This window comes from Acidovorax sp. A1169 (assembly GCF_030704685.1).
Lineage (GTDB): Bacteria > Pseudomonadota > Gammaproteobacteria > Burkholderiales > Burkholderiaceae_C > Acidovorax.
Window position 1 is genome coordinate 316,983 of record NZ_JAUZDX010000002.1, and the last position, 22,913, is coordinate 339,895.

Annotated in this window: 24 protein-coding genes; 12 read left to right on the plus strand and 12 right to left on the minus strand. The window is 66.4% G+C overall.

All coding sequences use genetic code 11. From position 1 onward, the window contains the following. Window positions 1-32 precede the first annotated feature (32 nt). On the minus strand, window positions 33-887 hold the full coding sequence (locus QYL93_RS04680; RefSeq protein ID WP_057201805.1) for a MoxR family ATPase: 855 nt from the start codon (window positions 885-887) through the stop codon (window positions 33-35). 109 nt (window positions 888-996) lie between these two features. Here QYL93_RS04680 and QYL93_RS04685 point away from each other — a divergent pair, with 109 nt between their 5' ends. Then, window positions 997-1,665, plus strand: coding sequence for a cytochrome c (locus QYL93_RS04685; RefSeq protein WP_305742563.1), 669 nt, complete (start codon window positions 997-999; stop codon window positions 1,663-1,665). 77 nt (window positions 1,666-1,742) lie between these two features. Here the strand turns inward: QYL93_RS04685 and QYL93_RS04690 are convergent, their stop codons facing one another. Then, a complete protein-coding gene (locus tag QYL93_RS04690; protein WP_305742564.1) occupies window positions 1,743-2,177 on the minus strand; it encodes a DUF1841 family protein in 435 nt (144 codons plus the stop codon). A gap of 233 nt (window positions 2,178-2,410) precedes the next feature. On the opposite strand from QYL93_RS04690, the gene QYL93_RS04695 reads away from it, so the two are divergent. Then, the gene (locus QYL93_RS04695; RefSeq protein WP_305742565.1) at window positions 2,411-2,644 is read left to right on the plus strand and encodes a hypothetical protein; all 234 of its coding nucleotides are present in this window, start codon (window positions 2,411-2,413) and stop codon (window positions 2,642-2,644) included. 110 nt (window positions 2,645-2,754) lie between these two features. On the opposite strand, the gene QYL93_RS04700 is transcribed toward QYL93_RS04695, so the two are convergent. Further along, window positions 2,755-3,555: an IclR family transcriptional regulator gene (locus QYL93_RS04700; protein ID WP_305742566.1), complete on the minus strand. Its 801-nt coding sequence runs from the start codon at window positions 3,553-3,555 to the stop codon at window positions 2,755-2,757. 122 nt (window positions 3,556-3,677) lie between these two features. On the opposite strand from QYL93_RS04700, the gene QYL93_RS04705 reads away from it, so the two are divergent. The 6 genes from QYL93_RS04705 (at window position 3,678) to QYL93_RS04730 (ending at window position 9,051) form a co-directional block, all read left to right on the plus strand. Then, window positions 3,678-4,379 carry a 3-oxoacid CoA-transferase subunit A gene (locus QYL93_RS04705; RefSeq protein ID WP_305742567.1) on the plus strand — a complete coding sequence of 234 codons (702 nt, stop codon included), beginning with the start codon at window positions 3,678-3,680 and terminating at the stop codon, window positions 4,377-4,379. 23 nt (window positions 4,380-4,402) lie between these two features. Continuing rightward, a complete protein-coding gene (locus QYL93_RS04710; protein ID WP_305742568.1) occupies window positions 4,403-5,062 on the plus strand; it encodes a 3-oxoacid CoA-transferase subunit B in 660 nt (219 codons plus the stop codon). A 45-nt stretch (window positions 5,063-5,107) separates the two neighbouring features. After that, complete coding sequence (pcaF, locus tag QYL93_RS04715; protein WP_305742569.1) at window positions 5,108-6,313, plus strand: 3-oxoadipyl-CoA thiolase; 1,206 nt, start codon at window positions 5,108-5,110, stop codon at window positions 6,311-6,313. Window positions 6,314-6,330: 17 nt separating this feature from the next. Then, the gene (gene pcaD / locus QYL93_RS04720) at window positions 6,331-7,128 is read left to right on the plus strand and encodes a 3-oxoadipate enol-lactonase (protein WP_305742570.1); all 798 of its coding nucleotides are present in this window, start codon (window positions 6,331-6,333) and stop codon (window positions 7,126-7,128) included. Window positions 7,129-7,234: 106 nt separating this feature from the next. Beyond that, window positions 7,235-7,963, plus strand: coding sequence for an SDR family NAD(P)-dependent oxidoreductase (locus QYL93_RS04725; protein ID WP_305742571.1), 729 nt, complete (start codon window positions 7,235-7,237; stop codon window positions 7,961-7,963). A gap of 86 nt (window positions 7,964-8,049) precedes the next feature. Then, window positions 8,050-9,051 carry a tripartite tricarboxylate transporter substrate binding protein gene (locus QYL93_RS04730; RefSeq protein WP_305742572.1) on the plus strand — a complete coding sequence of 334 codons (1,002 nt, stop codon included), beginning with the start codon at window positions 8,050-8,052 and terminating at the stop codon, window positions 9,049-9,051. 56 nt (window positions 9,052-9,107) lie between these two features. Here the strand turns inward: QYL93_RS04730 and QYL93_RS04735 are convergent, their stop codons facing one another. Then, the gene (locus QYL93_RS04735; RefSeq protein ID WP_305742573.1) at window positions 9,108-9,716 is read right to left on the minus strand and encodes a short chain dehydrogenase; all 609 of its coding nucleotides are present in this window, start codon (window positions 9,714-9,716) and stop codon (window positions 9,108-9,110) included. 124 nt (window positions 9,717-9,840) lie between these two features. Here QYL93_RS04735 and QYL93_RS04740 point away from each other — a divergent pair, with 124 nt between their 5' ends. Then, on the plus strand, window positions 9,841-10,734 hold the full coding sequence (locus tag QYL93_RS04740) for a LysR family transcriptional regulator (RefSeq protein ID WP_305742574.1): 894 nt from the start codon (window positions 9,841-9,843) through the stop codon (window positions 10,732-10,734). Between the two features lie 263 nt (window positions 10,735-10,997). After that, the gene (locus tag QYL93_RS04745; RefSeq protein WP_305742575.1) at window positions 10,998-11,612 is read left to right on the plus strand and encodes a hypothetical protein; all 615 of its coding nucleotides are present in this window, start codon (window positions 10,998-11,000) and stop codon (window positions 11,610-11,612) included. A 133-nt stretch (window positions 11,613-11,745) separates the two neighbouring features. On the opposite strand, the gene QYL93_RS04750 is transcribed toward QYL93_RS04745, so the two are convergent. Together QYL93_RS04750 and gcvA are read right to left on the minus strand one after the other, a co-directional pair. After that, window positions 11,746-12,174 carry a surface-adhesin E family protein gene (locus QYL93_RS04750; RefSeq protein WP_305742576.1) on the minus strand — a complete coding sequence of 143 codons (429 nt, stop codon included), beginning with the start codon at window positions 12,172-12,174 and terminating at the stop codon, window positions 11,746-11,748. Window positions 12,175-12,296: 122 nt separating this feature from the next. Further along, window positions 12,297-13,208, minus strand: coding sequence for a transcriptional regulator GcvA (gene gcvA / locus QYL93_RS04755; protein ID WP_305742577.1), 912 nt, complete (start codon window positions 13,206-13,208; stop codon window positions 12,297-12,299). A 113-nt stretch (window positions 13,209-13,321) separates the two neighbouring features. On the opposite strand from gcvA, the gene QYL93_RS04760 reads away from it, so the two are divergent. Then, complete coding sequence (locus tag QYL93_RS04760) at window positions 13,322-13,921, plus strand: LysE family translocator (RefSeq protein ID WP_305742578.1); 600 nt, start codon at window positions 13,322-13,324, stop codon at window positions 13,919-13,921. Window positions 13,922-13,939: 18 nt separating this feature from the next. Here the strand turns inward: QYL93_RS04760 and QYL93_RS04765 are convergent, their stop codons facing one another. The 5 genes from QYL93_RS04765 to QYL93_RS04785 are packed head-to-tail and all read right to left on the minus strand — an operon-like array spanning window position 13,940 to window position 19,162. Then, window positions 13,940-14,581: a trimeric intracellular cation channel family protein gene (locus QYL93_RS04765; RefSeq protein WP_305742579.1), complete on the minus strand. Its 642-nt coding sequence runs from the start codon at window positions 14,579-14,581 to the stop codon at window positions 13,940-13,942. A 25-nt stretch (window positions 14,582-14,606) separates the two neighbouring features. Further along, complete coding sequence (locus tag QYL93_RS04770) at window positions 14,607-14,966, minus strand: hypothetical protein (RefSeq protein WP_305742580.1); 360 nt, start codon at window positions 14,964-14,966, stop codon at window positions 14,607-14,609. Beyond that, window positions 14,963-15,829 (minus strand): hypothetical protein, encoded by an 867-nt coding sequence (locus QYL93_RS04775; protein WP_305742581.1) that lies wholly within the window; start codon window positions 15,827-15,829, stop codon window positions 14,963-14,965. The genes QYL93_RS04770 and QYL93_RS04775 overlap by 4 nt, the downstream gene beginning before the upstream one ends. After that, a complete protein-coding gene (locus QYL93_RS04780) occupies window positions 15,826-16,959 on the minus strand; it encodes a PepSY domain-containing protein (RefSeq protein ID WP_305742582.1) in 1,134 nt (377 codons plus the stop codon). The genes QYL93_RS04775 and QYL93_RS04780 overlap by 4 nt, the downstream gene beginning before the upstream one ends. A 25-nt stretch (window positions 16,960-16,984) precedes the next feature. Further along, window positions 16,985-19,162: a TonB-dependent siderophore receptor gene (locus tag QYL93_RS04785; protein ID WP_305742583.1), complete on the minus strand. Its 2,178-nt coding sequence runs from the start codon at window positions 19,160-19,162 to the stop codon at window positions 16,985-16,987. Between the two features lie 454 nt (window positions 19,163-19,616). On the opposite strand from QYL93_RS04785, the gene QYL93_RS04790 reads away from it, so the two are divergent. Continuing rightward, a complete protein-coding gene (locus QYL93_RS04790) occupies window positions 19,617-20,711 on the plus strand; it encodes a hypothetical protein (RefSeq protein ID WP_305742584.1) in 1,095 nt (364 codons plus the stop codon). Window positions 20,712-20,941: 230 nt separating this feature from the next. Here QYL93_RS04790 and kefC read toward each other — a convergent pair whose 3' ends face one another. Beyond that, window positions 20,942-22,825, minus strand: a complete 1,884-nt coding sequence (gene kefC, locus QYL93_RS04795) for a glutathione-regulated potassium-efflux system protein KefC (protein WP_305742585.1) — start codon at window positions 22,823-22,825, stop codon at window positions 20,942-20,944. Window positions 22,826-22,913 lie beyond the last annotated feature (88 nt).

Here is a 22,913-nt window from a genome sequence, read left to right on the forward strand (position 1 = left end):
CATGGCGGCGGAGCGCGGCGGTCAACGATTCCTCAGCGGTTCCTCTGGTTCATGAACACCAGCTTTTCGAACAGGCTCACGTCCTGCTCGTTCTTGAGCAGCGCGCCCACCAGCGGGGGCACGGCCACCTTGTTGTCGGCGCTTTGCAGGGCAGAGAGCGGAATGTCTTCGGCCACCAGCAGCTTGAGCCAGTCGAGCAGCTCGCTGGTGGAGGGCTTCTTTTTCAGGCCCGGCAGGTTGCGCACGTCGTAGAAGGTCTTCATCGCCACGCTGAGCAGGTCGGCCTTGAGCGTGGGGAAGTGCACCGCCACGATCTGGCGCATGGTGTCGGCTTCAGGGAACTTGATGAAGTGAAAGAAGCAGCGGCGCAAAAAGGCGTCGGGCAGCTCTTTCTCGTTGTTGGAGGTGATGAACACCAGCGGGCGATGCTTGGCCTTGATGAGCTCGCGCGTCTCGTAGCAGTAGAACTCCATGCGGTCGATTTCGCGCAGCAGGTCGTTCGGGAACTCAATGTCGGCCTTGTCGATCTCGTCGATCAAGAGCGCCACGGGTCGGTCGGCCGTGAAGGCCTGCCACAGCACGCCCTGGATGATGTAGTTGCGGATGTCCTTCACGCGCTGGCTGCTGTCGCCATCGTTGAGCTGGCTGTCGCGCAGGCGGCTCACCGCGTCGTACTCGTACAGGCCCTGCTGCGCCTTGGTGGTGGACTTGATGTGCCATTGCAGCAGCGGCATGCCCAGCGCCTGGGCCACTTCCTCGGCCAGCATGGTCTTGCCGGTGCCCGGCTCGCCCTTGATGAGCAGCGGGCGTTGCAGGGTGATGGCGGCGTTCACGGCCAGCATCAGGTCTTGGGTCGCAACGTAGTTCTGGGAACCTTGGAATTTCATGGCAGGGAAAACACCGGATCGTTGATGAATGGGCTTGACAGGCGCTGGCTATAATTGCCCGGTTAAGCAGAGCCCTCAGGCTGAACTTCCACGAGATTGTGCGCGCAAAATGAACAAGACGTTGACCACGATATTTGCCCTGGCTGTCGCTTCCGTGACCGCCTTCTCCCACGCTCAGGAAGTCAAGGGCGATGTGAAAGCGGGGGAAAAGAAGATCGCCATGTGCATCGGCTGCCATGGCATTGTGGGCTACCAGGCCAGCTTTCCTGAAATCCACAAGGTGCCCATGATCTCGGGCCAGAGCGGTGCCTACATCTCCTCGGCGCTCGACGCCTACCGCAAGGGCGACCGCAAGCACCCCACCATGCGCGGCATTGCCGACTCGCTGACCGACCAGGACATCGCCGACGTGTCGGCCTACTACGCGCAGCACGGCAAGACCGCCGGCGCTGCCGAGCTGCCCGCCAAGCCCAAGCGCGAACCCAGCGTGCAGGTGGCCGAGCTGCTCAAGAAGGGCGCCTGCGTGTCCTGCCACGGCGACAACTTCGCCAAGCCCATCGACCCCTCGTACCCGCACATCGCCGGCCAGCACGCCGACTACCTGTTCGTGGCGCTCAAGTCGTACAAGGCCGAGAAAAACCCCAACCTGGGCCGCAACAACGCCATCATGGCCGGCGTGGCCAAGCAGTTCACCAACAACGAACTGAAGGCACTGGCCGGTTACCTGGGCAGCCTGGAAGGCGACCTGCACACGGTGCGCCAATCGCCCTTCCGTTGATGTGCAGGCCCTTTGCCGGGCCAGCCCTCAAAGCAAGAAGCCCGCAGCTGCGGGCTTTTTTGATGGGCGATTCAGTCTCAGTCTCGGGTTGCTCTGCGTTGCACGGCGGCGATATAGGCATCGCCATCGGGCGGGCGGCCCGAGCGCTGGCTTTCCCACAGCATCTGGCCCAGGCACTCCATGGTGGCGTGGTGCGCGTCGTGCAGTGAATCGAGGCGCTTGGCCAGCAACTCCACCGCCTGGCGGATGCCGCGCGGCTGGTCGATGCTGCACTGCTCGCTGATCGACAGGTGCATCGACAGGTGCAGGAACGGGTTGGTGCGGTCCGGCGTCTCGTCGTAGTTGCGGTCCACCGCGGCCTCGGCATCGGAGAAATCGGCGTGGTACTCGGGGTGCTCGGCGATCCACAGGCTGGCCAGCGTCTCGATGGCCTCCATGGGGGCGCCGCTCTGGGACTTGGCGTGCACGCCGCAGAGAAAGCGGCGCACGTCGGCTTGGGACGGGTTGAACATATTGGGGCCGCAGCGTAGCACGCACGACGTGCCGGGGTGGGGCGCGGGGGTATGCGGCCCAGGGCGCCCGGCGCGCTATCGGTGTCCTGGCTGGCGAATTTGCTGCACAGGGCGGGGCGACTCTGTCCTACGCAGTGGCCCGGGGCCCGCACCTACATTGGAGCCGCGGGAGACACAGCTTGTCACAGCACGATACATCCCAAGACAATTCACCACCACCCAAGGAAACTGCCATGAACAACAATGCAATGCGCATCATCGGGGCCCTGCTGCTCGTCGTCGGCCTCGCCGGCTTCTTCACCGGCGGCTTCAGCTTCACCAAGGAAACCACCCAGGCCAAGCTCGGCCCGCTGGAACTGAAGGTGCAGGAGAAAGAGTCCGTCAACGTGCCCCAGTGGCTGAGCGTGGGCGCCATGGCGCTGGGCGCGGTGGTGCTGGTGCTGGGGTTTCGGCGTGGCGGCCGCTGAACGCGATAACTCCCCAAGCTAAGGGCGAGCCAGGAGCACTGCTGCTCATGGCTTGCCCTTTTGTCTTTTACCTCTCCGGTGGGGCTGCGTTTCTGTCAGCCCCCTGAATGTCAGGTCCGAGGCGCCCCCATCATGCGCGAGATGGTGCGGGCCGCCTTGAGCAACGCCGGCAGCATCGCCTCCTGCATCACCTCGGCACTCGTGCGGTTGGCCTGGCCGCTGATGTTGAGCGCAGCCACTGTCTGGCCGGTGCGGTTGGTGAGCGGCGCGGCAATCGAGATCAGGCCCTCCTCCAGCTCCTGGTTCACCAGGCACCAGCCCTGTTGGCGTGCCTGGCGGATGCGGGTGAGCAGGGTGGGCACGTCGGTGGCGGTGTGCTCGGTCCAGCGCTGCAGGGGGTGGGCTTCGAGCCTTGCTTGCAGCTCCTCGTCGGGCAGGGCGGCCAGCAGCATGCGGCCCATCGATGTCCAGCACGCGGGCAGGCGCGAGCCCACGCCCAGGTTGGTGCGCATGATCTTATGCGTGGGCACGCGCAGCACGTAGACGATATCCAGGCCGTCGAGCACGGCGGCCGAGGACGACTCGCGCACCTCTTCCACCAGGTCTTCCATCACCGGCTCGGCCAGGTTCCAGATGGGCAGCGACGACAGGTAGGCAAACCCCAGATCGAGGATGCGCGGCGTGAGGCGGAACTGCCTGCCATCAGTCTCCACATAGCCCAGCGTCTGCAGCGTGAGCAGGATGCGTCGCGCCCCGGCGCGTGTGAGGCCCGTTTGCGCGGCCACCTCGCTCAGTGTCTGCTGCGGCGCGCTGGCGCTGAACGAGCGAATCACCTCCAGCCCGCGCGCAAAGGATTGCACGTAGCTGTCGCTGGGCTTGGGGTCTTTGGCGGGCGCAGTTTGGGTGTTCATGGGCGGTGTGACTATAATTCTTTTAGCGAACATTTGTTCTTTAGGCGAACAAAATCAAGAAGAAGTTGCAGGTGCGAGACAATCCCGCCGCAGCTTCCCTCCATTCTCAGGAAATCAGATCCATGATCAACAAGATTGCAGAGTCGGTGGCACAGGCGCTGGCCGGCGTGAAGGACGGCGCCACGGTGCTGATCGGTGGCTTTGGCACGGCCGGCATTCCCGGTGAGCTGATCGACGGGCTTATCGCCCAGGGCGCGCGCGACCTCACGGTGGTCAACAACAACGCCGGCAATGCCGATCACGGCCTGGCGGCGCTGCTCAAGGCCGGCCAGGTGCGCAAGATCATCTGCAGCTTTCCGCGCCAGGTGGACAGCTACGTTTTTGACGAGCTGTACCGCAGCGGCAAGCTCGAACTGGAGCTGGTGCCCCAGGGCAACCTGGCCGAGCGCTTGCGCGCCGCCGGGGCCGGCATCGGCGCCTTCTTCTGCCCCACGGCCCATGGCACCGAGCTGGCTGCGGGCAAGGAGACGCGCGAGATCAACGGCAAGCACTACGTGCTTGAGTACCCCATCCAGGGCGACGTGGCGCTGATCAAGGCCGAAAAGGGCGACCGCTGGGGCAACCTCACCTATCGCATGTCGGCACGCAACTTCGGCCCGGTGATGGCCACGGCCGCTAAGACCACCATCGCCACGGTGCATGAGGTCGTCGAACTGGGCGCGCTGGACCCGGAGGCCATCGTCACGCCCGGCATCCACGTCACGCACGTGGTGCGCATCGACCGGGTTGCCACGCAAGCCGGCGGTATCAAGAAGACAGCCTGAACCCAGCGGACCGAGCGCACACCATGACGACCACCACCACCAGCTACCAAAAACGAAGCAAGGACGACCTGGCCCGCCGCGTGGCGCAGGACATCCACGACGGCGCCTACGTGAACCTGGGCATCGGCCAGCCGACCCTGGTCGCCAACCACATCCCTGCGGGCCGCGAGGTCATCCTGCAAAGCGAGAACGGCATTCTGGGCATGGGCCCGGCGCCGGCTGCAGGCAGCGAGGACTATGACCTCATCAACGCCGGCAAGCAGCCTGTGACCTTGCTGCCCGGTGGCGCGTATTTTCACCATGCCGACAGCTTTGCCATGATGCGCGGCGGCCACCTCGATATCTGCGTGCTGGGCGCCTTCCAGGTCTCGGCCACTGGCGACCTGGCCAACTGGAGCACGGGCGAGCCCGGCGCCATACCCGCCGTGGGTGGCGCCATGGACCTGGCCATCGGCGCCAAGCAGACCTGGGTGATGATGGACCTGCTGACCAAGCAGGGCGCCAGCAAGGTGGTGGCGCAGTGCAGCTACCCGCTCACCGGTGTCGCCTGCGTCAAGCGCATCTACACCGATCTGTGCACACTGGCCTGCACGCCAGCGGGCCTGCAGGTCATCGACACGGTGGACGGGCTCACGCTTGCGGAGCTCGAACGCCTGATCGGACTGCCGCTGCTCGCAGCCTGACCCATTTTCATCACCGCTTTACAACCACCCTCAGGAGACAAGACCATGAGCCAGCAAGCCTTCATCTGCGACGCGATTCGCACCCCCTTCGGCCGCTACGGCGGCGCGCTGTCCAGCGTGCGCACCGATGACCTGGGTGCCATCCCCCTCAAGGCGCTGATGGCGCGCAACCCCGGCGTGGACTGGGCGGCGGTGACCGACGTGCTGTACGGCTGCGCCAACCAGGCCGGCGAAGACAACCGCAACGTGGCGCACATGTCCAGCCTGCTGGCGGGCCTGCCCATCGAGGTGCCCGGCGCCACCATCAACCGCCTGTGCGGTTCAGGGCTGGACGCCGTGGGCTCGGCCGCGCGCGCCATCAAGGCCGGCGAGGCGGGCCTGATGATTGCCGGCGGCGTGGAGAGCATGAGCCGCGCCCCCTTCGTGATGCCCAAGGCAGAGACAGCCTTCAGCCGCAACAACGCGGTGTACGACACCACCATCGGCTGGCGCTTCATCAACAAGCTGATGAAGGAAAAATACGGCGTGGATTCGATGCCCGAGACGGCCGAGAACGTGGCCACCGAGTTCGGCATCGAGCGCGAGGCGCAGGACCGCATGGCCCTGGCCAGCCAGCTCAACGCCGTGGCCGCGCAAAAGGCCGGCCACCTGGCGCGCGAGATCACGCCCGTGACCATCCCCCAGAAAAAGGGCGATGCCATCGTGGTCGACACCGACGAACACCCGCGCGAAACCAGCCTGGAAGCGCTGGCCAAGCTCAAGGGCGTGGTGCGCCCTGACGGCACCGTGACGGCCGGCAACGCCAGCGGTGTGAACGACGGCGCCTGCGCGCTGCTGCTGGCCGACGCGGCCAGCGCAGGCAAGTACGGCCTCAAGCCCCGCGCCCGCGTGGTGGGCATGGCCACGGCCGGCGTGGCGCCGCGCATCATGGGCTTTGGCCCCACGCCCGCCACCTTGAAGGTGCTGGCCCAGACCGGCCTGACCATCGACCACATGGACGTGATCGAGCTCAACGAAGCCTTTGCCGCACAGGGCCTGGCCGTGCTGCGCGCCCTGGGTTTGAAGGACGACGATGCCCGCGTGAACGCCTGGGGCGGCGCCATTGCCCTGGGCCACCCGCTGGGTGCCAGCGGTGCGCGCCTGGTCACCACTGCCGTCAACCGCCTGCACGAGCATGCGGGCCAGTACGCGCTATGCACCATGTGCATCGGCGTGGGCCAGGGCATCGCCATCATCCTCGAACGCGTCTGACCCCGGGAGCCCAGACCGTGCCCACGCCCACCTCCTTGTTGCAGACCCCCGCCGGGGCGTTTCGCGTCGCCATCGACGGCCCCGAGGGCGCGCCCGTGCTGGTGCTCTCCAACTCCCTGGGCACCACCCTGGAGATGTGGGACGCCCAGGCCGCGCGCCTTGCCACCAGCCACCGCGTGGTGCGCTCCGACACCCGCGGCCACGGCGGCAGCGTGGTGCCGCCCGGCCCCTACAGCTTCGAGCAACTGGGCGGCGATGTGCTGGCCCTGCTCGACGCCCTGCAGGTCGAGCGCGCCAGCTTCTGCGGCATCTCCATGGGCGGCTTCACCGGCCTGTGGCTGGGCGTGCACGCCGGCCACCGCCTCAACCACCTGGTGGTGGCCAACAGCGCCGCAAAGATCGGCACCGAAGAGGGCTGGCGCACCCGCGCCGCCCTGGTGCGCGAGAAGGGTGCTGCTGCCATGGCCGAGCTGGCCGCATCGTCCCCGGGCCGCTGGTTCACCGAGGCCTTCGTGGGCACGCAACCGCAGGTGGTGGCCCGCGCCCAGGGCTGGATCGCCGGCATCGCCCCCGAAGGCTATGCCGCCTGCTGTGAGGCCCTGGCCCAGGCTGACCTGCGCAGCAGCATCGCGCGCATCGCCGTGCCCACCCTGCTGATTGCCGGCGCGGCCGACCCGGTGACCACCGTGGCCGACGCCCAGGCCATGCAGGCCGCGATACCCGGCGCACAACTGGTGCAGTTGCCGGCATCGCATCTGTCCAACCTGGAAGCACCGGCCGAATTCGACGCCGCGCTGGCCGCCTTCGTGGCCTGAGCACCGGAACACGCCGCCCCCCGCCACTGCGCCCAATGGCGCGTGTGGCGCCCGCTGGCTGGGCGCAATCCTGGCCACCCCTTGAATCTGTGAAGGAAGCATCCCCATGACCCACCCCAGCACCCAGCGCGAGCGCGTCCTCATCACCGGCGGTGGTGCCGGTATCGGCGCGGCCACGGCCGAGCGCTGCCGGGCCGACGGCTACGAGCCCGTGGTCATCGACCGCGTGGTCGAGCACGTGCCCGGCGGCATCAAGGCCGACCTGTCGAACACGGCCGACACGGCGCGCGCGCTGCAGCAGGCGCTGGCCGGCGGCCCCATCACGCGGCTGGTGAACAACGTGGGCGTGGTGGTGCCGGCCGATGCCGAGCACCAGACGCTGGACGAGTTCGACCTGGCCGTGGCGCTGAACCTGCGCTGCAGCCTGCAGTGCATGCAGGCCCTGCTGCCCGGCATGAAAGAGACAGGGTTCGGGCGCATCGTCAACATGTCCTCGCGCGCCGCGCTGGGCAAGGAACTGCGCACTGCTTACTCTGCTACCAAGGCCGGCCTGATCGGCATGACGCGCGTGTGGGCGCTGGAGCTGGGGCGCCACGGCGTCACGGCCAATGCCATCGGCCCCGGCCCCATCCGCACCGAGCTGTTCGACCGCGCCAACCCACCCGACGCACCGCGTACGCGCGCCATCATCGAATCCGTGCCCGTCAAGCGCGTGGGCACGCCCGACGACGTGGCGCATGCCGTGTCCTATTTGCTAGACGCGCGCAGCGGCTTCGTTACCGGGCAAGTCCTCTATGTCTGCGGCGGCATGACCGTCGGCGTGGCCGGCGTCTGACGCCCCCTCTTTTCCTGCGAGGCCACGCACTGCACGGCGGCCTCGCCTTTCTCGCTCCCCATTTCTAACCGTGTTCAGGAGATGACATGAACCCCATCCGCTTTCCCTCCACCCGCCGCACCCTGCTGGCTGCACTGGCCACCGCCGCTGTCGGCGCTGCGATCCCTGCCGGCGCCCTGGCTCAAGCCGCCTACCCCAGCAAGCCCGTGACCATCGTCGTGCCCTTCGCGGCGGGCGGCACCACCGACATCCTGGCGCGCATCATCGGCCAGGCCCTGACCAGCGAGCTGGGCCAGCCCGTCGTTGTGGACAACCGCGCGGGCGCGGGCGGCAACATCGGCGGCGCGCTGGCTGCCAAGGCCCCGGCCGACGGCTACACCCTGTTCATGGGCACGGTGGGCACGCATGCCATCAACGCCAGCCTGTACAAGAAGATGCCCTTCGACCCGGTCAAGGACTTTGCGCCCCTCACGCGCGTGGCAAACGTGCCCAACCTGCTGGTGGCCAACCCGGCCCAGCCCTACAAGAGCGTGAAGGAGCTGATTGCCTACGCCAAGGCCAACCCCGGCAAGGTGAACTTCGGCTCTTCGGGTAACGGCAGCTCCATCCACCTGTCGGGCGAGCTGTTCAAGTCACTGGCCAAGGTCGACATGGTGCACGTGCCCTACAAGGGCAGCGCACCGGCTGTCACCGACCTGCTGGGCAACCAGATCGGCATCATGTTCGACAACATGCCCTCGGCCATCCAGCACGTGCGCTCGGGCAAGCTCGTGCCCATCGCCGTGACCACCGCCAAGCGCTCGCCCGAGCTGCCCAACGTGCCCACCATCGCCGAAGCCGGCGTGCCCGGCTACGAGGCCACTTCGTGGTTCGGCATGTTCGCCCCCACCGGCACGCCCGCGCCGGTGCTGGCCAAGCTCAACACCGCCCTGGTCAAGGTGCTCAACCAGGCCGAGGTGAAGAAGAAGATCAACGAGCAGGGGGCAGAGACGACCAGCGAAACGCCCGAGCAGTTCGCCGCCTTCATCAAGACGGAAAGCGTGAAGTGGGGCAAGGTCGTGCAGGAGTCGGGCGCGAGCCTGGACTGAGAGAGCACCCCCCGCTGGCAGGCGCCGGCCAGCGGGGCGTTGCACACATCGCGTGCTCAGTGCACCCGGTACACCCGCCCGGTCTGCCCGCCTTCCACGCTGCGCTGGTAGGCCAGGGCCGCACGGGCGGCGGGCACGGTCTCGAAGCCCGGGAAAAAGGGGCCGTAGCTGCCCACCGATTCGGTCAGGATGGTGGGGCTCACGGCGTTGATGCGAATCCCGCGCGGCAGCTCTATGGCGGCGGCCGCCACGAAGCCATCGATGGCTGCATTCACCGCTGTGGCGTTGGCCCCGTTGCGGATGGGCTCGATGCCCACTATGCCGCTGGTCAGCGTGATCGAGCCGCCGTCGTTCAGGAAGTGCTGGCCCAGCAGCGCCAGCTGCACCTGGCCCAGCAGCTTGTCCTGCAGGCCCAGGTTGAACTGCTCGGGCGTCATCTCGGCCAGCGGGCCGAAGTGCAGGTTGCCGGCGGTGCTGACGATGGCATCCACCTTGCCGACCGCCTTGAACAAGGCAGCCACCGACCCTGGTTGCGAAAAATCGGCACGGTGCGTGCCGCTCGTGCGGCCCACGGTGATGACCTTGTGGCGTGCCGCCAGATTGGCCAGAACGGCCTGGCCGATGGTGCCGCTGGCGCCGATGAGAAGAATCTTGCTGGTGGACATGGCTTGTTCCTTTTTTCCGGGTTGTGCCCGAATGCGTTGAAGAAGCCTGGATTGTTTTGTGAATCAATCAGCGCATAAAGTACAGTGAAGTTATTCTTGAACTAACCTGGAGTTCGCAATCACCATGGACAAGCTGCGCAACATGGAGGTCATGGTGGCCGTGGTCGAGGCCGGCAGCTTTGCAGGAGCTGCGCGCCAGCAGGGCATTTCGGCCGTGATGGTGGGCAAGCACATCCGCCAGCTGGAGGAGCACCTGGGTGCGCGCCTGTTCCAGCGCAGCACGCGCCAGAACAGCCTGACCGAGGTGGGCGCCGCCTTCTACGAGGACTGCCGGCGCGTGCTCGAGCAGGTGCGCTGGGCCGAGTCGGCGGTGGAGCGCAGCCGCGCCTTGCCCCAGGGCCTGCTGCGCGTGAGCGCGCCCTTCACGCTGGGCAACCAGGTGATCGCGCCGCTGGTGGCCGACTTTCTGCTCGCCCACCCGCAGGTGCGCGTGGAGCTGCAGCTGACCGACAGCGTGGTGGACATGGCGGGCGAGGGCTTCGATGCGGCCGTGCGCATCGGCACCATTGCCGATGAGGGCCTGGTGGCCCGGCCGCTCAAACCCTACCGCATGGTGATCGCCGCCACGCCCGGCTACCTTGCGCGCCATGGCCGCCCCGAGCGCGTGGCCGACCTCGCGCAGCACCAGTGCCTGAGCCATTCGGTCTGGCAGCGGCGCGTGGAGTGGACGCTGCACGACGACGGCAATGCCTTCCAGTGGCCCGAGCTGGCGCGCTTCACCTGCAACCAGGGCGACGGCTTGCGCCAGGCCGCGCTGCGCGGCCTGGGCCTCATCATGCAGCCCGAAGTGCTGCTGGCCGAGGAGATCCGCGAGGGGCGGCTGGTACCGGTGCTCACCCGCTGCGTGCCCGCAGCGCGCCCGGTGCATCTTGTCTATGCGCCAGACCGGCGGCAGTTGCCCAAGCTGGCGCGCTTTATCGAGTTCATGGTGCGGGCGATGAGGGAAGGGGCACGCTGACCCCGCCGATGTGCAGGATCGAGGCGTGCGCAGTGGGGCTTGCGGGTATGCGTGTTGCAGTCGCTTTGGGCAAGCCCGTTCGACTTTGCGGGGATGGTGGGAGCGGAGGGGGCTGAGGATCTCCGCCGACGCTCAGGGAGGACACGGGCAAGGCAGCGGGGGATAGGTTCTTCCGCTGCGTTACCCAGCCGATCTGCGGGCGGACGGGGCATGCGCGCGACCGGCTAGACTTTGGCAATCGGCCAGGAGCAACCTTACCCAGCATGAGTCAAGCGCCCATTCTTCTAGAAAAATTCAGCCTGCCTGCCCTCAAGTTCGAGCCCGTTCGCGCGACCTCGTCCGACGCGACTATGGTGTGGCTTCACGGAGTCGGCGAAAGGGGCACGGATATTTCTCTGGTGGCCAAATACGGGCTACCTGCAGCACTGGTCGCCGGCCGGATACAGGCCCCATGTGCAGTGATCTGCCCCCAACTGCCACTCGGCGAAGAGTGGGGTTGCGAGCGCGTATTGCAGTGTCTGGAGGATGCCCATGCGGGCAGCGGTCCTCTCGTCGTCATGGGGTACAGCCTGGGCGGCACCGGCATTCTGGAGTCGGTTGCGAAGACGGGCCCCCTGTGTTCGCTGCATGTGGCAATTGCAGGGCAGTGCAGGGTGCCGGTTGGTGCTGCGCAGGATGGTCTTCGCTTTCTGGCAATACAAGGTGAATTTGATGTTCAACCCGGAGTGGCTGACTTTGTGATCGAAACACGCAAGCGCGGGGGATTCGCAGAGGACGTCATCGTCAAGGGAGGCAATCACTACATCTCGGAATCCGCGCTGTGGCAGCCGGAACTCGCGGCGGCTTTGTCGTCGTTGGGCGTCAACCTGCATGGGTAGCACGTGTACTGATGCCTTCAGTTGATCGTTCGCTCGCGGCCAAGTCGCGGTGCGAAAAACGGAGTCAAGGTTGTCGAGCTCGGGGGGCAGGCTGGCAAGGATGGGCATGGCGGGAGCGTGCCCGCCGACACGGCTACAGATTGCGCACCTTGCACGCCGCCGAAATCATGCGCCGCGACCACTCGCTCGACATGTCCTTGAACAGCACCGGCGCCTCGCCTTCCTTGTACTCCTCGCGCCCGACGACGGGGCCGGCCCACTCGGGCTGTGCGTAGTACGAGAGCCAGAGGTACCAGGCCTTGCGCGAGGGGCAGTCGACCACGACCTTGGCGTAGTACGAGCGGTATTTCTGGCCCCGGAACGAGGTGCGCTGCTGGTCGCGCGATACGCGCAGGTCAAGCACCACGCGCTGGTCCACCCCGATGGGCTCGGGCAGGATCTCGATCAGATTCTTGCCGGCCTCCGCGCGGTCACCGCTCAGCGTGAACCAGCCGTCCGAGGAGACGGGCCGCTGCTGCCCGCCTGCCAGGGCTGCGATACACAGGACAACAGCACACAGCATGGGGGTCTTCGGTCGGTCCAGGGACGGAGGATGGAGGGAGGAGGCAATCGGAAAATCATTATCACTGAGGCCGGTGCTCAGTTTCTACCTGTTACAACAGGGCGCGTGCCGGGCCCACCCGTTCAGGTGATGCGCCAGTCCGATGTTTCTGCCAAGACCCAGTCGCGAAACGCCGCCAGACGCGGCTGCCCGGCCGCCGCCGGGGGGTAGGCCAGCCAGTAGCTGTAGTCATTGGGCAGGTCCAAGGCAAAGGGTTTGATCAAACGCCCTGCCGTGATGTCGGCCGAGGCCAGGAACATGCGGCCCAGCGCCACGCCATGGCCCTCGGCGGCGGCCTGCAGCACCAGGGCCGAATCGCTGAACCCCGGGCCCGCGCGCACGATGGCCTCGGCCTCGCTGCGGGTGGCGCCGGCCAGGGCCAGCCAGCGCGGCCACAGGTCGCCCGGCTGGTCGTGCAGCAGCGTGTGCGCCTGCAGGTCGGCCACGGTGGCCAGCGGTGCCTGCGCCGGCAGGGCCGGGCTGCACACAGGCGACAGGCGCTCACGCGAGACCAGATCGGCCTGCAGTCCGGGCCAGCGCCCCAGGCCCAGGCGGATGGCCAGGTCGAAGCCATCGCGCGCAAAGTCGTGCACCGCCACCTCGCTGGTGATGTGCAGGTCGATGCCCGGGTGCAGCGCCCGAAAGCCTGCGAGGCGAGGCACCAGCCAACGGGCCACGAACGAGGGCAGGGCGGTGATGCGCAGCGGCCCCACCATGCTGTGGTCGTTGCCGGCCACGCGCTCGGTGGCGCTGGCCAGGGCGTCGAGCAAACGGCTCAACTCGGGGGCATAGGCCTTGCCGGCCGCGGTGCGGGTGAGCGTGTGGCCCTGGCGCTCGAACAGCTTGAGCCCCAGCCACTCTTCCAACTGCCGCACCTGGTGGCTGATGGCTGCCTGCGTCACGTGCAGCTCGTCCGCCGCACGCGTGAAGCTGTGGTGGCGCGCGGCGGCCTCGAAGGCGCGCAGGGCGTTCAGCGGGGGCAGGCGGCGGGCCATGGATCAATCAAAATTTCTCATCGAGAGCATGAGATTACATCGTTTGGCAACTGCGGGTGCGGCCGCTGTAATCGGCGCTTTGTCCCATCGTTCTCGTATTGGAAGCACCGCCCATGATCGCCCTGTCCACCTGGCTATTGATCCTTGCCTTTGCCGTGCCCATGATCGTCAGCCCCGGCCCGGGCAACACGGTGCTGGCCGCATCGGGCGGGCAGTTCGGCCTGCGGCGCACCGTGCCGTTCTGGATGGGTTTCGAGACCGGCAACCTGGTGTGGTGCCTGGTCTATGGCTTTGGCCTGAGCGAGGTGTTTGCGCGCCACCCGCTGGCGTACAGCGTGCTCAAGTGGGGCGGCACGGCCTACATCGTGTACCTGGCCTGGTGCTTCTTTCGCAGTGCGGGCGCCACCGAGCGGCAGGACCTGAGGCCGCTGGGTTTCGTCGACGGCTTCATCTCGCTGAGCCTCAACCCCAAGGTGCACTCGATGATTTTGGTGATGTTCTCGCAGTTCCTCTCGCCCGGCCTGCCGCTGGCGGCCCAGGTGCTGCAGATGGCCGTGGTCTTCGTCGTGGTGGGCCTGGCCTGCCACTTTGTGTGGATCTACGGCGGGCAGGTGCTCTTCAGCCGCGCGCAAAGCCCGCGCGCCATCCGCCTGCAGGGGCTGGCGTTTGGGGCGTGCATGCTGGTGGTGGCGGGGGTGATGGCGGTGTCGTGAGGCCGCGCGCGTTGGCGCTCACACCCGCCACGCCGGCAGCTCCCAATTGCGCCACAGCGCCAGCCCGCGCAGCCCGGCCGTGGCCACTACGCAGGCCAGCAGCGGCGCCCAGCCCGGCGCATCCAGCTGGCGCAGGGCCACGTCGACCCAGCCGCCGGCAAAGGCGCACAGGGCATACGGCCGGTGGTCGCTGAAGGCCTGGGGCACCTCGTTGCACAGCACGTCGCGCAACACGCCGCCGAAGACGCCGGTGGTCACGCCCATCATCACGGCGATGATGGGCGGCATGCCGATGGCGGTGGCGATGTCCACCCCCACGGCGGCGAACAGGCCCAGGCCGATGGCGTCGGGCAGCAGCATGGCGCGCTCGGTAGGCTGAAAGTGCCGCTGGCGCATGAACAGCATGGCGCACACGCACAGTGCGATCAACCCCCAGATGAAGCCGGTGTGGCGCACCCAGAAGAAGGGCCGCTGGTCCAGCAGCAGGTCGCGCAGCGTGCCGCCGCCGAACGCCGCGACAAAGGCCACCACGCACACGCCCACCACGTCCATGCGCTTGCGCGCCGCAGCGATGATGCCCGACAGCGCGAAGGCGATGGTCGCCGCCACCTCAATGAAAAAGCGCAGCGTTTGAATCCAGGGGGCGTCGAGCAGGTCCATGGCGGCGATTGTGCCGCGCGACCTGTCACCAGGCCAGTGCGTGAATGAGCAGGCCCAGTATGCAGCCGGCCCAGCCCACCGCGCCAATGCGGCGCGCCCAGCGCAGGCTGCCCTCTGGCCACTGGTTCATGGCCAGCACCAGGCCCCAGCCCAGCACCATCCACGATGCCAGCGCAATCGCCACACCGGCCGCCAGGCCGGCAGCCATGGTTGCGGCCGCGCACTGCAGCGCCAGCGTGGCAAGCGCCAGGCCCCAGGCGCGGCGCTGCGTTGGCGCGCCGGCGGTGGCATCGCCCCAGGCCCGCGTGGGCGTGGCCTGAGCCCAGTGCACCAGGGCCAGCAGGCAGGCTGCGGCCGCGCAGGTCAGGGCCAAGGTGCCGGTCATGCCGCAGGCTCCGCGCGCTGCACAGGCGCTGCGCTGCGCATGGAGGCTGCGCGGTGCTTCCATTGGCGGTGCAGCACCGCAACCCCCATGGCCAGGCACAGGGCTGCGGCGCTAGCCCACACCGCCGTGGCCCATTGCACCATGCCGGAGCGCCAAGCCAGCCCCGCCAGTGCCCCTGCGGCCAGAGCTGCCAGCACGGCGGCGGCGCGCGGCCACCAGGCCTGCAGCGTGGCGGCCGGCAGCACCAGGAAGAAGGCGATCAGCAGGCCCAGCATGCCGGCCGAGCGCGCGGGCTCCACCGCCACGATGTGCGCGATGCGAAACGACTCTATGGCCAGCAGGCCCGCCAGCCAGAACGAGAGGGTCTGCGTGGAAGGCATCGAGGGCCAGCGCCAGCGCGTGGTGCGGCGGTGGTGGTGGTGGGTGCCTCTGCCATTGCTGTCACGGCGGCGATTCGCCTGCACCCGCGCCGGGGCGATGAACGCGGCCAGGCCCGCCAACACAGCGCCCAGCGCTACAAGGCTGGCCAGCATGGGCCACTCCAGCGGCGTACCGAGCACCAGGCCCGCTGCGCCAGCCAGCACCAGCAGCCCGCCGGCGCTGCCCAGCGAAACGCGCCACAGCGCCAGGTGGCGCAGTGCACAGGCGGCTAGCAGCGATGTGATGAGCCAAGTGCCGATCAGCGTCCACACCGCCCACACCGGCCGCTGCGCCAGCGGCGGCAGGCCAGCGGGCGGCCACAGGTGCACGAGCACGGCCACCAGCACGGCGGCGGGCACGGTGGCGTGCAGCGCGAGGAAGCCGCGCACCACGAAGGAGGTGGGTGCAGCAGGGGTGGCTCCCGGGGCGGCGTGCCTGGTCATGCCTGCAGCCCCGGCGGTACGCTGGCCTGTTGCGATTCACGCCGTCGCTGCTGGCGCGAGTCCAGCCAGATCAGCGTGCCCGATATCGACAAGAAGGCTGGCGTCATACCCAAAATGAAGTACAGCCACTTCAATGCCAGCCCACCGAAGTCGCCAAAGTGCAGCGGCTCCATGAGCCCGTTGACCAGCGACCAGAAGCCGGCCGTGCGCGGGTCCAGCGCCTTCTTCGGCGCACCCGTGGCGGCGTTCATGTCCACACGCGCCGTGCTGGCCAAGTGGCCGGCCAGGGCGCCGGTGAAGCTGGCCTCCGCCGCCGTGGTGCCCCAGCGGCGCAGCGACACATAGCGTGCCTGAAGCCCCGGCACGGCCTGCTGCGCGCTGCGGTACAGGGTGTCGAGGGACTGCATCGCCGCAGGCTCGGCGGCTGGCGGTGGCTTGCGCGCGGTCCTGCTGGCGGGCACTCCGCTCGCCATCACGTACTTGGCCCCTTGCTCGAACAGCGGCGCCAGGCCCAGCCAGGCGCCCGTGGCCGCGATCAGGATGTGAAAGCCCAGCCCCCAGATGCCGGCGGACTTGTGCAGGTCCGACATCACCACCCGAAAGCTGCGGCCCCAGCGCTGGGTGAACAGCTCGGCCAATATCTTGCGGTGGATGACGATGCCGGTGCCGATCAGCACCAGCATGGCCGCGCCGAGAAAGCCCACGATCCAGCGCGGCCCGAAGAACAGAAACACATGCAGCATGCGCAGGTACTGGCCGAGCTGGCTGTCCACCGGGCCCACAACCGCGCCCGTATCCGAGCGCAGGGCCACCTTGGTGCGCTGGCTGGCGGGGGCGCCGCGTTCGCGCAGGTGGGCGAAGTAGCTGGGGTTGGTGGCGTCGGGCAGCGCAATGGTCTCCACCGTGGCGCCCGGGTAGCGCGCCTGCAACTGCGCCAGCACGGTGGCCAGCGGCGCGGGCGGCTCGGTGCGCGGCAGCCCCGCCAGCGAGGGGTTGGCCCACAGATCGATCTCGTTCTTGAACACCACCACCGCGCCCGAGAAGCAGACGATGAACATCAAGAGCCCCGTGACGATGCCCGCCCACGAGTGCAGGACGAACAATCGGTTCAGGGTGCGCTGGCTGGTCATGTCGGCTGGCTGGTGGGGCGCCAGGTCAGAAGAAGTACGTCAGCCCCAGGCTGAAGTTGCGCGGCAGCGCTGGCGAGACCACGTTGGCGTTGATCGCGCCGTCGTAGTAGGCCTTGTTGAACAGGTTCTTCACCCCGGCCGTCAGGCGGTAGTTCTCGCCCGCGTAGCTGATGGAGGCGTCGGCCACCACGTACGAGGGCAGGGTGAAGGGGTACGAGCCGATCTGCTCGCTCACATAGCGCCCGCCCAGGCCCAGCGTCACGCGCTGGTACTGCGGCAGCTTGTAGGTGGCCCAGGCCGTGAGCGTGTGGCGCGGCGTGAGGTTGAGCGGCAGGCCCACGATGGCTGCGTTGTTGTCGCGCGTGACCTTGGTCTGCGTGTAGGTGTAGGCGCTGGTCAGCTTCCAGCCGTTCTTGAGGTCAGCGCCCAGCTCCACCTCCAGGCCGCGCGCACGCTGCTGGCCGGTCTGCACGCTGAAGCCGGTGTTCACCGGGTCGGCGGTGGTCACGTTCTCGCGCACCAGGTCGAAGATCGCCAGCGCACCCGTGAGCTGGCCGCCCGGGGCCTCGTACTTCAGGCCCGCCTCCCACTGCTTGCCCGTCTCGGGCACGAAGGGCCTGCCGTTGAACGCCAGGCCCGAGGTGGGCAGGAACGACTCGCCATAGCTCCCATACGCGGCCCAGCCGGGCGTGAACTCGTAGACCAGGCCGGCCGACAGCGTGGTGGCGCTGTCCTTTTGCTGCGTCTGCACGCGCGTGACGCGGTTGTCGATGTCGTTGGTGGACCAGTCGCGGCGCAGGCCCACCAGGGCCGTCCAGCCCTGGCCGAACTTGATCTGGTCCTGCGCATACAGGCCCGCCACGGTGAGCTTGCCGGGCGCGTCGCTGGTCAGCGCCGCAGGGCAGTTGGCTTGCACGCCGTAGGCCGGCGCGAACAGGTCGAGCGCGGCAATGGAGCAGGTGCGGCTGGCCAGCAGGCTGTGGCCGCTGCGCAGATCCAGGCCCGTGACGAGCTGGTGCTTTGCGCCCAGCGCCTCGAAGCGCGTGAGCAGCGAGGTGTCGGTGGCCAGCAGGTCGTAGTCCATGTACTGGCGCGAGGCGCTGCGGTTCTGCAGCCGCTGGTTGGCCTGCAGCGCCTGGTTCGAGACAAAATTGCCCGTGCCCTTCTCGGTCTCGTAGCGCACGTTCTGGCGGAAGCTCATCGCAGGCGAGACCTGGTGCTCCAGCGCATAGCCCAGCGTGGTGCTCTCCACGTCGTACACGCCGAACGCCGGCTCGCCGGTGAACAGCGTGCGTGACAGCGTGCCGTTGCGGTTGGGCAGCAGCGTGCCATAGGGCGTGATGCCCTGCTGGCGCATCCACTCGCTGCGGCTGTAGGTGGCGAACAGCACCAGGTCGGTCTGCGCACCCAGGTCGATGGACAGCGAGGGCGCGAACCACCGGTCCTTGCGGTAGACGAACTGCGTCGGATCATCGGCATCGGACACCTGGGCGTTGATGCGCAGCGCCGTCTTTCCCGATTCGGACAGCGGCCGGTTCACGTCGGCCTGCAGCGTGCGCTGGCCGAAGCTGCCCACCTCCACGCCCACCTCGTTCAGCGGCTCCTTGCGCGGGCGCTTGCTCACCGCGTTGACGATGCCGCCCGGCTGCACCTGGCCATACAGCACCGAGGCCGAGCCCTTGAGCACCTCGAAGCGCTCATACCCATAGGGCTGCAGCTTGGCCCACATGCCGGGGCTCTGCACCAGGCCATCGACGAGGATCGATTCGGTGGAGCGAAAACCGCGGATGTTCAGGTCGTCGAACCCCCGGCGGCCAAAGTTCACGGGGCTCACCCCCGCCACCGTCTGCAGCGCCTGCTGCACATTGGTGATCTGGCGCGACTCCATCTGCTCGCGCGTCACCACGCTGACGGACTGCGGCGTCTCCAGGCGCCGCATGGGCGCCTTGCCTGCCGTCTGGGCCTCCACCGGGGCAAAGCCCATGTCCTTTTCGGTGCTGGCGTTGATGCGCACTTCCTGCAGCTGCGGGGCGGTGGTGGTAGCCGGGGCATCGGCGGCAGCTTGTGCAAAGGCGGACTGTGCCAGGCACAAGGCCAGTGGGGTCAGAGCGAACAGGCCTGCGGTGCGTGCGGGCGAGAGGGCTGGGCGTGGTGCGGCGGTCGCGCGCAGGCGCAGCGCTGCGCGTTGGTGCAGGGTGTGCATGGAAAGGGTCCGAGACAGGAGAAGCGGCGGGCGCTGGCGGGCATCCTGGCGGGACACGTGGCTTGCTTGAGGTATGGATTGTAATGCGAATGAATCTTGTTTGTGAATATTTTGTCAAACCGTAGACGCTTTTGATGAATTGTGGATAGTGGTTGCAAGTAGTTCTTTTGAAGGCCATGGCGCTTAGGTGCAATCCGGCATGGCTTGATAGCTGGGGCAAGCGTGCGGTTCCGCTCTGATTCGGCAATGACACGTGATTGACCCCCCTTGTATAGAGTAGTTGCTAATGCGATTTGCTGCACAATGTTCCGCTTGTGGCCAAGTTCCGCTTGTGGGAGGAGCTGCAAAAATTTATTTAGCCTCGTCTTCGCCTCGTTGGAATCAGTGAGTCTTGCACGTGCCTGAGTCGAAAAGCGAGAATTGCAGACCATTTATAGGCTTCGAAAAGGAAATTATGCCAAGCCCCTCCCAAATGCCTTTTTTTGCTGCACCAGAGAACTTGGAAGCGCTTCGGCATTACTCCAGAATACTCCGTGGGATCGCGTCCGCGTCAGAATCAAATCAAATTGCAAAGTCGCTATTGCAAATTGTAGAATTGATGATCGCAAATGCTGATCGATTTGATGAGTACAGCGCATCGAACATCGAATGGATTGGTAGCTCCTTTATGAGCCAGGTGCGAGATTTTCCAGAGCTATCAGAGGAGAAGAGGCTTGAATTGATCGTTCCGACCTTCACTATGGCATTTCGATTTTTGTGCGAGCTAGAGTTTACTCAGCCCTCAGAGCCTAGCTTTGATGTTCGTCGAGTGGGTATTTTTGTTGACGAAAATCTTGAGTTGTTCGATGCGCGCGACCGGCAACAAATCACATTCGCCAGGTATTCAATGCCTATTCAGGTGGCAAAAAAGCTGCTTAACGACCCATCAATTGCTGAGTTTCGCCGATTTTCACAGACGGTTGAGGCGGCAAAAAAGCTCAAAGCAGACTGGGATGTCGAACTCAATGATAGGCAGGCGCATGTCAACGCTCTCAAGGATGGATTGAAGGGAGTAACTTCATCCTATAATTTTGTTGGTCTAGTTGATGGATTTCGTCAGCTGGCGGCCGTAAAAATTATAGAGCGACGAGTGGCATTCTGTTCGCTTATAGTGCTTGCTTTTCTGATGATCACTCCACCCTTTGTTCAAATTTTTTATGTGCTTGATCATATTGATGTGGTTGATTCAAAAAAGGGGGTGCTGCTATACATTCTCCCAACAGTTGTTGCAATTGAAGTTATATTGATATACTTCTTTCGAGTCGTTCTCGGTCAGTTCAGGTCCGTCAAAGCCCAAGTTCTTCAACTCGACCTTCGAATCGCCTTGTGTCAGTTTGTGCAAAGCTACGCTGAATATTCTGCAAAGGTAAAGAAGGACGATCCAAATGCCCTGGCCAAATTCGAAGCGCTGGTGTTTAGCAGTCTTGTCCCAGATAGTGAGGGCATCCCGTCAACGTTTGATGGTGCTGAACAGCTTACAAAGCTAATCCAGAGCATCCGAGGAAAGTAGCGTGCTGCCGCGCGACTAGCAAGCTGAAGAAATACCTCCAGGCAAGCGTTTTCCAAGAATCTTCGACCTCGTAGAACGCGCTACAAGCGACTATTTGACTTTGGCAAGTGGTATGGCACCCTCGAATCGAGCAAATTTATGATCCGAAATCAGTATTTCTTCAGCCTGCTAGGCTGGCTCCAGCGGCTCCCTGCTTGGTCTGTGCAAATGCCACGGCTTGTCGGCGATCTTTACAGCGGTGGCGGTTTTCTTTCTGCCTCGCCCTTACCCTCTTCCACCCCATACCCCGGGTACGCCCCGCCATCCCCCGCAGCCGCAGCTTCCTGCCGCTCCCGCGCCATCTGCTCTGCCAACTGGCTGCGCCCCTCGCGCGCCACGGCGATCATCTTGGCGCGGTCGCGGTGGTGCGGGTACATGCGGTCGGACAGGGCGATGTTGTGCTCCCTGAAGCGCCGGGTCATCTCGGCGGCCTGGTTGGGTGGCAGGCCCATGAGCTCCAGCACCGTGCGGGCGCTGTGCATGCTCGACTCGAACAGCTCGCGCTGCACCAAGGTAACGCCCGCGTCGCGCAGGTTGTTCCAGTGCGTAATGTCGCGCGCCCGGGCCACCACCGTGAGGTGCGGGAAGTGCTTGCGCGCCAGCTCGGCGATCTTCACCGACTGCTCGGGGTCGTCCACCGCGATCACCAGGATGCGCGCCTGGCCGGCGCCCGCGATGCGCAGCAGGTCGAGCCGGGTGGCGTCGCCATAGTGCACGCGGTAGCCGAAGGTGCGCGCCACCTCCAGCATCTCCACGCTGTGGTCGAGCACGGTGGTGCGAATGCCCTGCATCAGCATCACGCGCGCCACGATCTGGCCGTAGCGGCCGAAGCCGGCGATCACGATGGGAGCCTCCTGCGGCTCCGAGATCTCGTCGGCCTCGGGCGCCTTGACGTGCGCATAGCGGCGCAGCAGCACGCGGTCCAGCACCACCAGCAGCAAGGGGCTCGCCAGCATCGACAGCGCCACCGCGCCGATGAGCAGTGAGGCAGTCTCGGCGGGGAACACCTGGGCGCCGGCGGCGGCCTGGAACACCACGAAGGCGAATTCGCCGCCCTGGGCCAGCAGCAGCGTGAACACGGGGCGCTCCTGGTAGGGGATGCCCACCGCGCGCGCCAGCGCATAGATCACCACCGCCTTGCAGGCCAGAAAGCCCAGCAGGATGCCGGCCATGAGCCAGGGTGAGCGCATGAGCACGCCGAAGTCGATGCTCATGCCCACGGCAATGAAGAACAGGCCCAGCAGCAGGCCCTTGAAGGGCTCGATGTCGGCCTCCAGCTCGCGCCGGTACTCGCTGTCGGCCAGCAGCACGCCGGCCAGAAAGGCGCCGAGCGCCATCGACAGCCCGACCATCACCATCAGCATGGCGATGCCCACCACCAGTAGCAACGCGGCGGCGGTGAATACCTCGGGCGTCTTGCTCTTGGCGATCCAGCGCAGCACGGGCCGCAGCAGCAGGCGCCCGCCGAGGATGATGGCGGCGATCACGCCGACGATCTTGGCCACCTCCAGCGCGACCTCGCCCGGCGAGTGGCTGTTTGCATCTGCACCGGCCGCAGCGCCCAGCAGCGGCAGCAGCGCCAGGATGGGGATGGCTGCCACGTCCTGGAACAGCAGGATCGAAAAGCCTGCCTGCCCGCTGCTGGTGCGCATCAGGTTGCGCTCGGCCAGGGTCTGCAGGGCGATGGCCGTGGACGACAGCGCCAGCCCCAGCGCCCCCACCAGGCCCACGCGCCAGGGCAGGCCCACCAGGCTGGCCAGCACGAAGAGCACCGCCGCGCAGCCCAGCACCTGGGCGCTGCCCATGCCGAAGATGGGGCGGCGCAGCGCCCACAGCCGGCTGGGCTGCAGCTCCAGTCCGACGAGAAAGAGCATCAGCACCACGCCGAACTCCGCGAAGTGCAGTATGTCCTGCACATTGCTGACCAGTGCGAGGCCCCAGGGTCCGATGGCGATGCCGGCCGCCAGGTAGCCGATGATGGCGCCCAGGCCCAGGGCCTTGGCGATGGGCACTGCCAATACGGCGGCCGTGAGGTAGAGAAAACCGTAGGTGAGCCAGGTGGGTGCGTGTTCCATGGGAGGGTCGGGCGGCTTGTTGTGGTTGGCGATTTGCTGCAGCCTCGCCGTTCATTCTGGCATCGCTTGCGGCGCTCTGCTTTTGGTA

Excerpts from the sequence above, each read along its gene's own strand:
- QYL93_RS04680 (WP_057201805.1), bottom strand. The coding sequence starts at position 887 with ATGAAATTCCAAGGTTCCCAGAACTACGTTGCGACCCAAGACCTGATG.
- QYL93_RS04685 (WP_305742563.1), top strand. The coding sequence starts at position 997 with ATGAACAAGACGTTGACCACGATATTTGCCCTGGCTGTCGCTTCCGTG.
- QYL93_RS04690 (WP_305742564.1), bottom strand. The coding sequence starts at position 2,177 with ATGTTCAACCCGTCCCAAGCCGACGTGCGCCGCTTTCTCTGCGGCGTG.
- QYL93_RS04695 (WP_305742565.1), top strand. The coding sequence starts at position 2,411 with ATGAACAACAATGCAATGCGCATCATCGGGGCCCTGCTGCTCGTCGTC.
- QYL93_RS04700 (WP_305742566.1), bottom strand. The coding sequence starts at position 3,555 with ATGAACACCCAAACTGCGCCCGCCAAAGACCCCAAGCCCAGCGACAGC.
- QYL93_RS04705 (WP_305742567.1), top strand. The coding sequence starts at position 3,678 with ATGATCAACAAGATTGCAGAGTCGGTGGCACAGGCGCTGGCCGGCGTG.
- QYL93_RS04710 (WP_305742568.1), top strand. The coding sequence starts at position 4,403 with ATGACGACCACCACCACCAGCTACCAAAAACGAAGCAAGGACGACCTG.
- pcaF (WP_305742569.1), top strand. The coding sequence starts at position 5,108 with ATGAGCCAGCAAGCCTTCATCTGCGACGCGATTCGCACCCCCTTCGGC.
- QYL93_RS04725 (WP_305742571.1), top strand. The coding sequence starts at position 7,235 with ATGACCCACCCCAGCACCCAGCGCGAGCGCGTCCTCATCACCGGCGGT.
- QYL93_RS04730 (WP_305742572.1), top strand. The coding sequence starts at position 8,050 with ATGAACCCCATCCGCTTTCCCTCCACCCGCCGCACCCTGCTGGCTGCA.
- QYL93_RS04735 (WP_305742573.1), bottom strand. The coding sequence starts at position 9,716 with ATGTCCACCAGCAAGATTCTTCTCATCGGCGCCAGCGGCACCATCGGC.
- QYL93_RS04740 (WP_305742574.1), top strand. The coding sequence starts at position 9,841 with ATGGACAAGCTGCGCAACATGGAGGTCATGGTGGCCGTGGTCGAGGCC.
- QYL93_RS04745 (WP_305742575.1), top strand. The coding sequence starts at position 10,998 with ATGAGTCAAGCGCCCATTCTTCTAGAAAAATTCAGCCTGCCTGCCCTC.
- QYL93_RS04750 (WP_305742576.1), bottom strand. The coding sequence starts at position 12,174 with ATGCTGTGTGCTGTTGTCCTGTGTATCGCAGCCCTGGCAGGCGGGCAG.
- gcvA (WP_305742577.1), bottom strand. The coding sequence starts at position 13,208 with ATGGCCCGCCGCCTGCCCCCGCTGAACGCCCTGCGCGCCTTCGAGGCC.
- QYL93_RS04760 (WP_305742578.1), top strand. The coding sequence starts at position 13,322 with ATGATCGCCCTGTCCACCTGGCTATTGATCCTTGCCTTTGCCGTGCCC.
- QYL93_RS04765 (WP_305742579.1), bottom strand. The coding sequence starts at position 14,581 with ATGGACCTGCTCGACGCCCCCTGGATTCAAACGCTGCGCTTTTTCATT.
- QYL93_RS04770 (WP_305742580.1), bottom strand. The coding sequence starts at position 14,966 with ATGACCGGCACCTTGGCCCTGACCTGCGCGGCCGCAGCCTGCCTGCTG.
- QYL93_RS04775 (WP_305742581.1), bottom strand. The coding sequence starts at position 15,829 with ATGACCAGGCACGCCGCCCCGGGAGCCACCCCTGCTGCACCCACCTCC.
- QYL93_RS04780 (WP_305742582.1), bottom strand. The coding sequence starts at position 16,959 with ATGACCAGCCAGCGCACCCTGAACCGATTGTTCGTCCTGCACTCGTGG.
- QYL93_RS04785 (WP_305742583.1), bottom strand. The coding sequence starts at position 19,162 with ATGCACACCCTGCACCAACGCGCAGCGCTGCGCCTGCGCGCGACCGCC.
- QYL93_RS04790 (WP_305742584.1), top strand. The coding sequence starts at position 19,617 with ATGCCAAGCCCCTCCCAAATGCCTTTTTTTGCTGCACCAGAGAACTTG.
- kefC (WP_305742585.1), bottom strand. The coding sequence starts at position 22,825 with ATGGAACACGCACCCACCTGGCTCACCTACGGTTTTCTCTACCTCACG.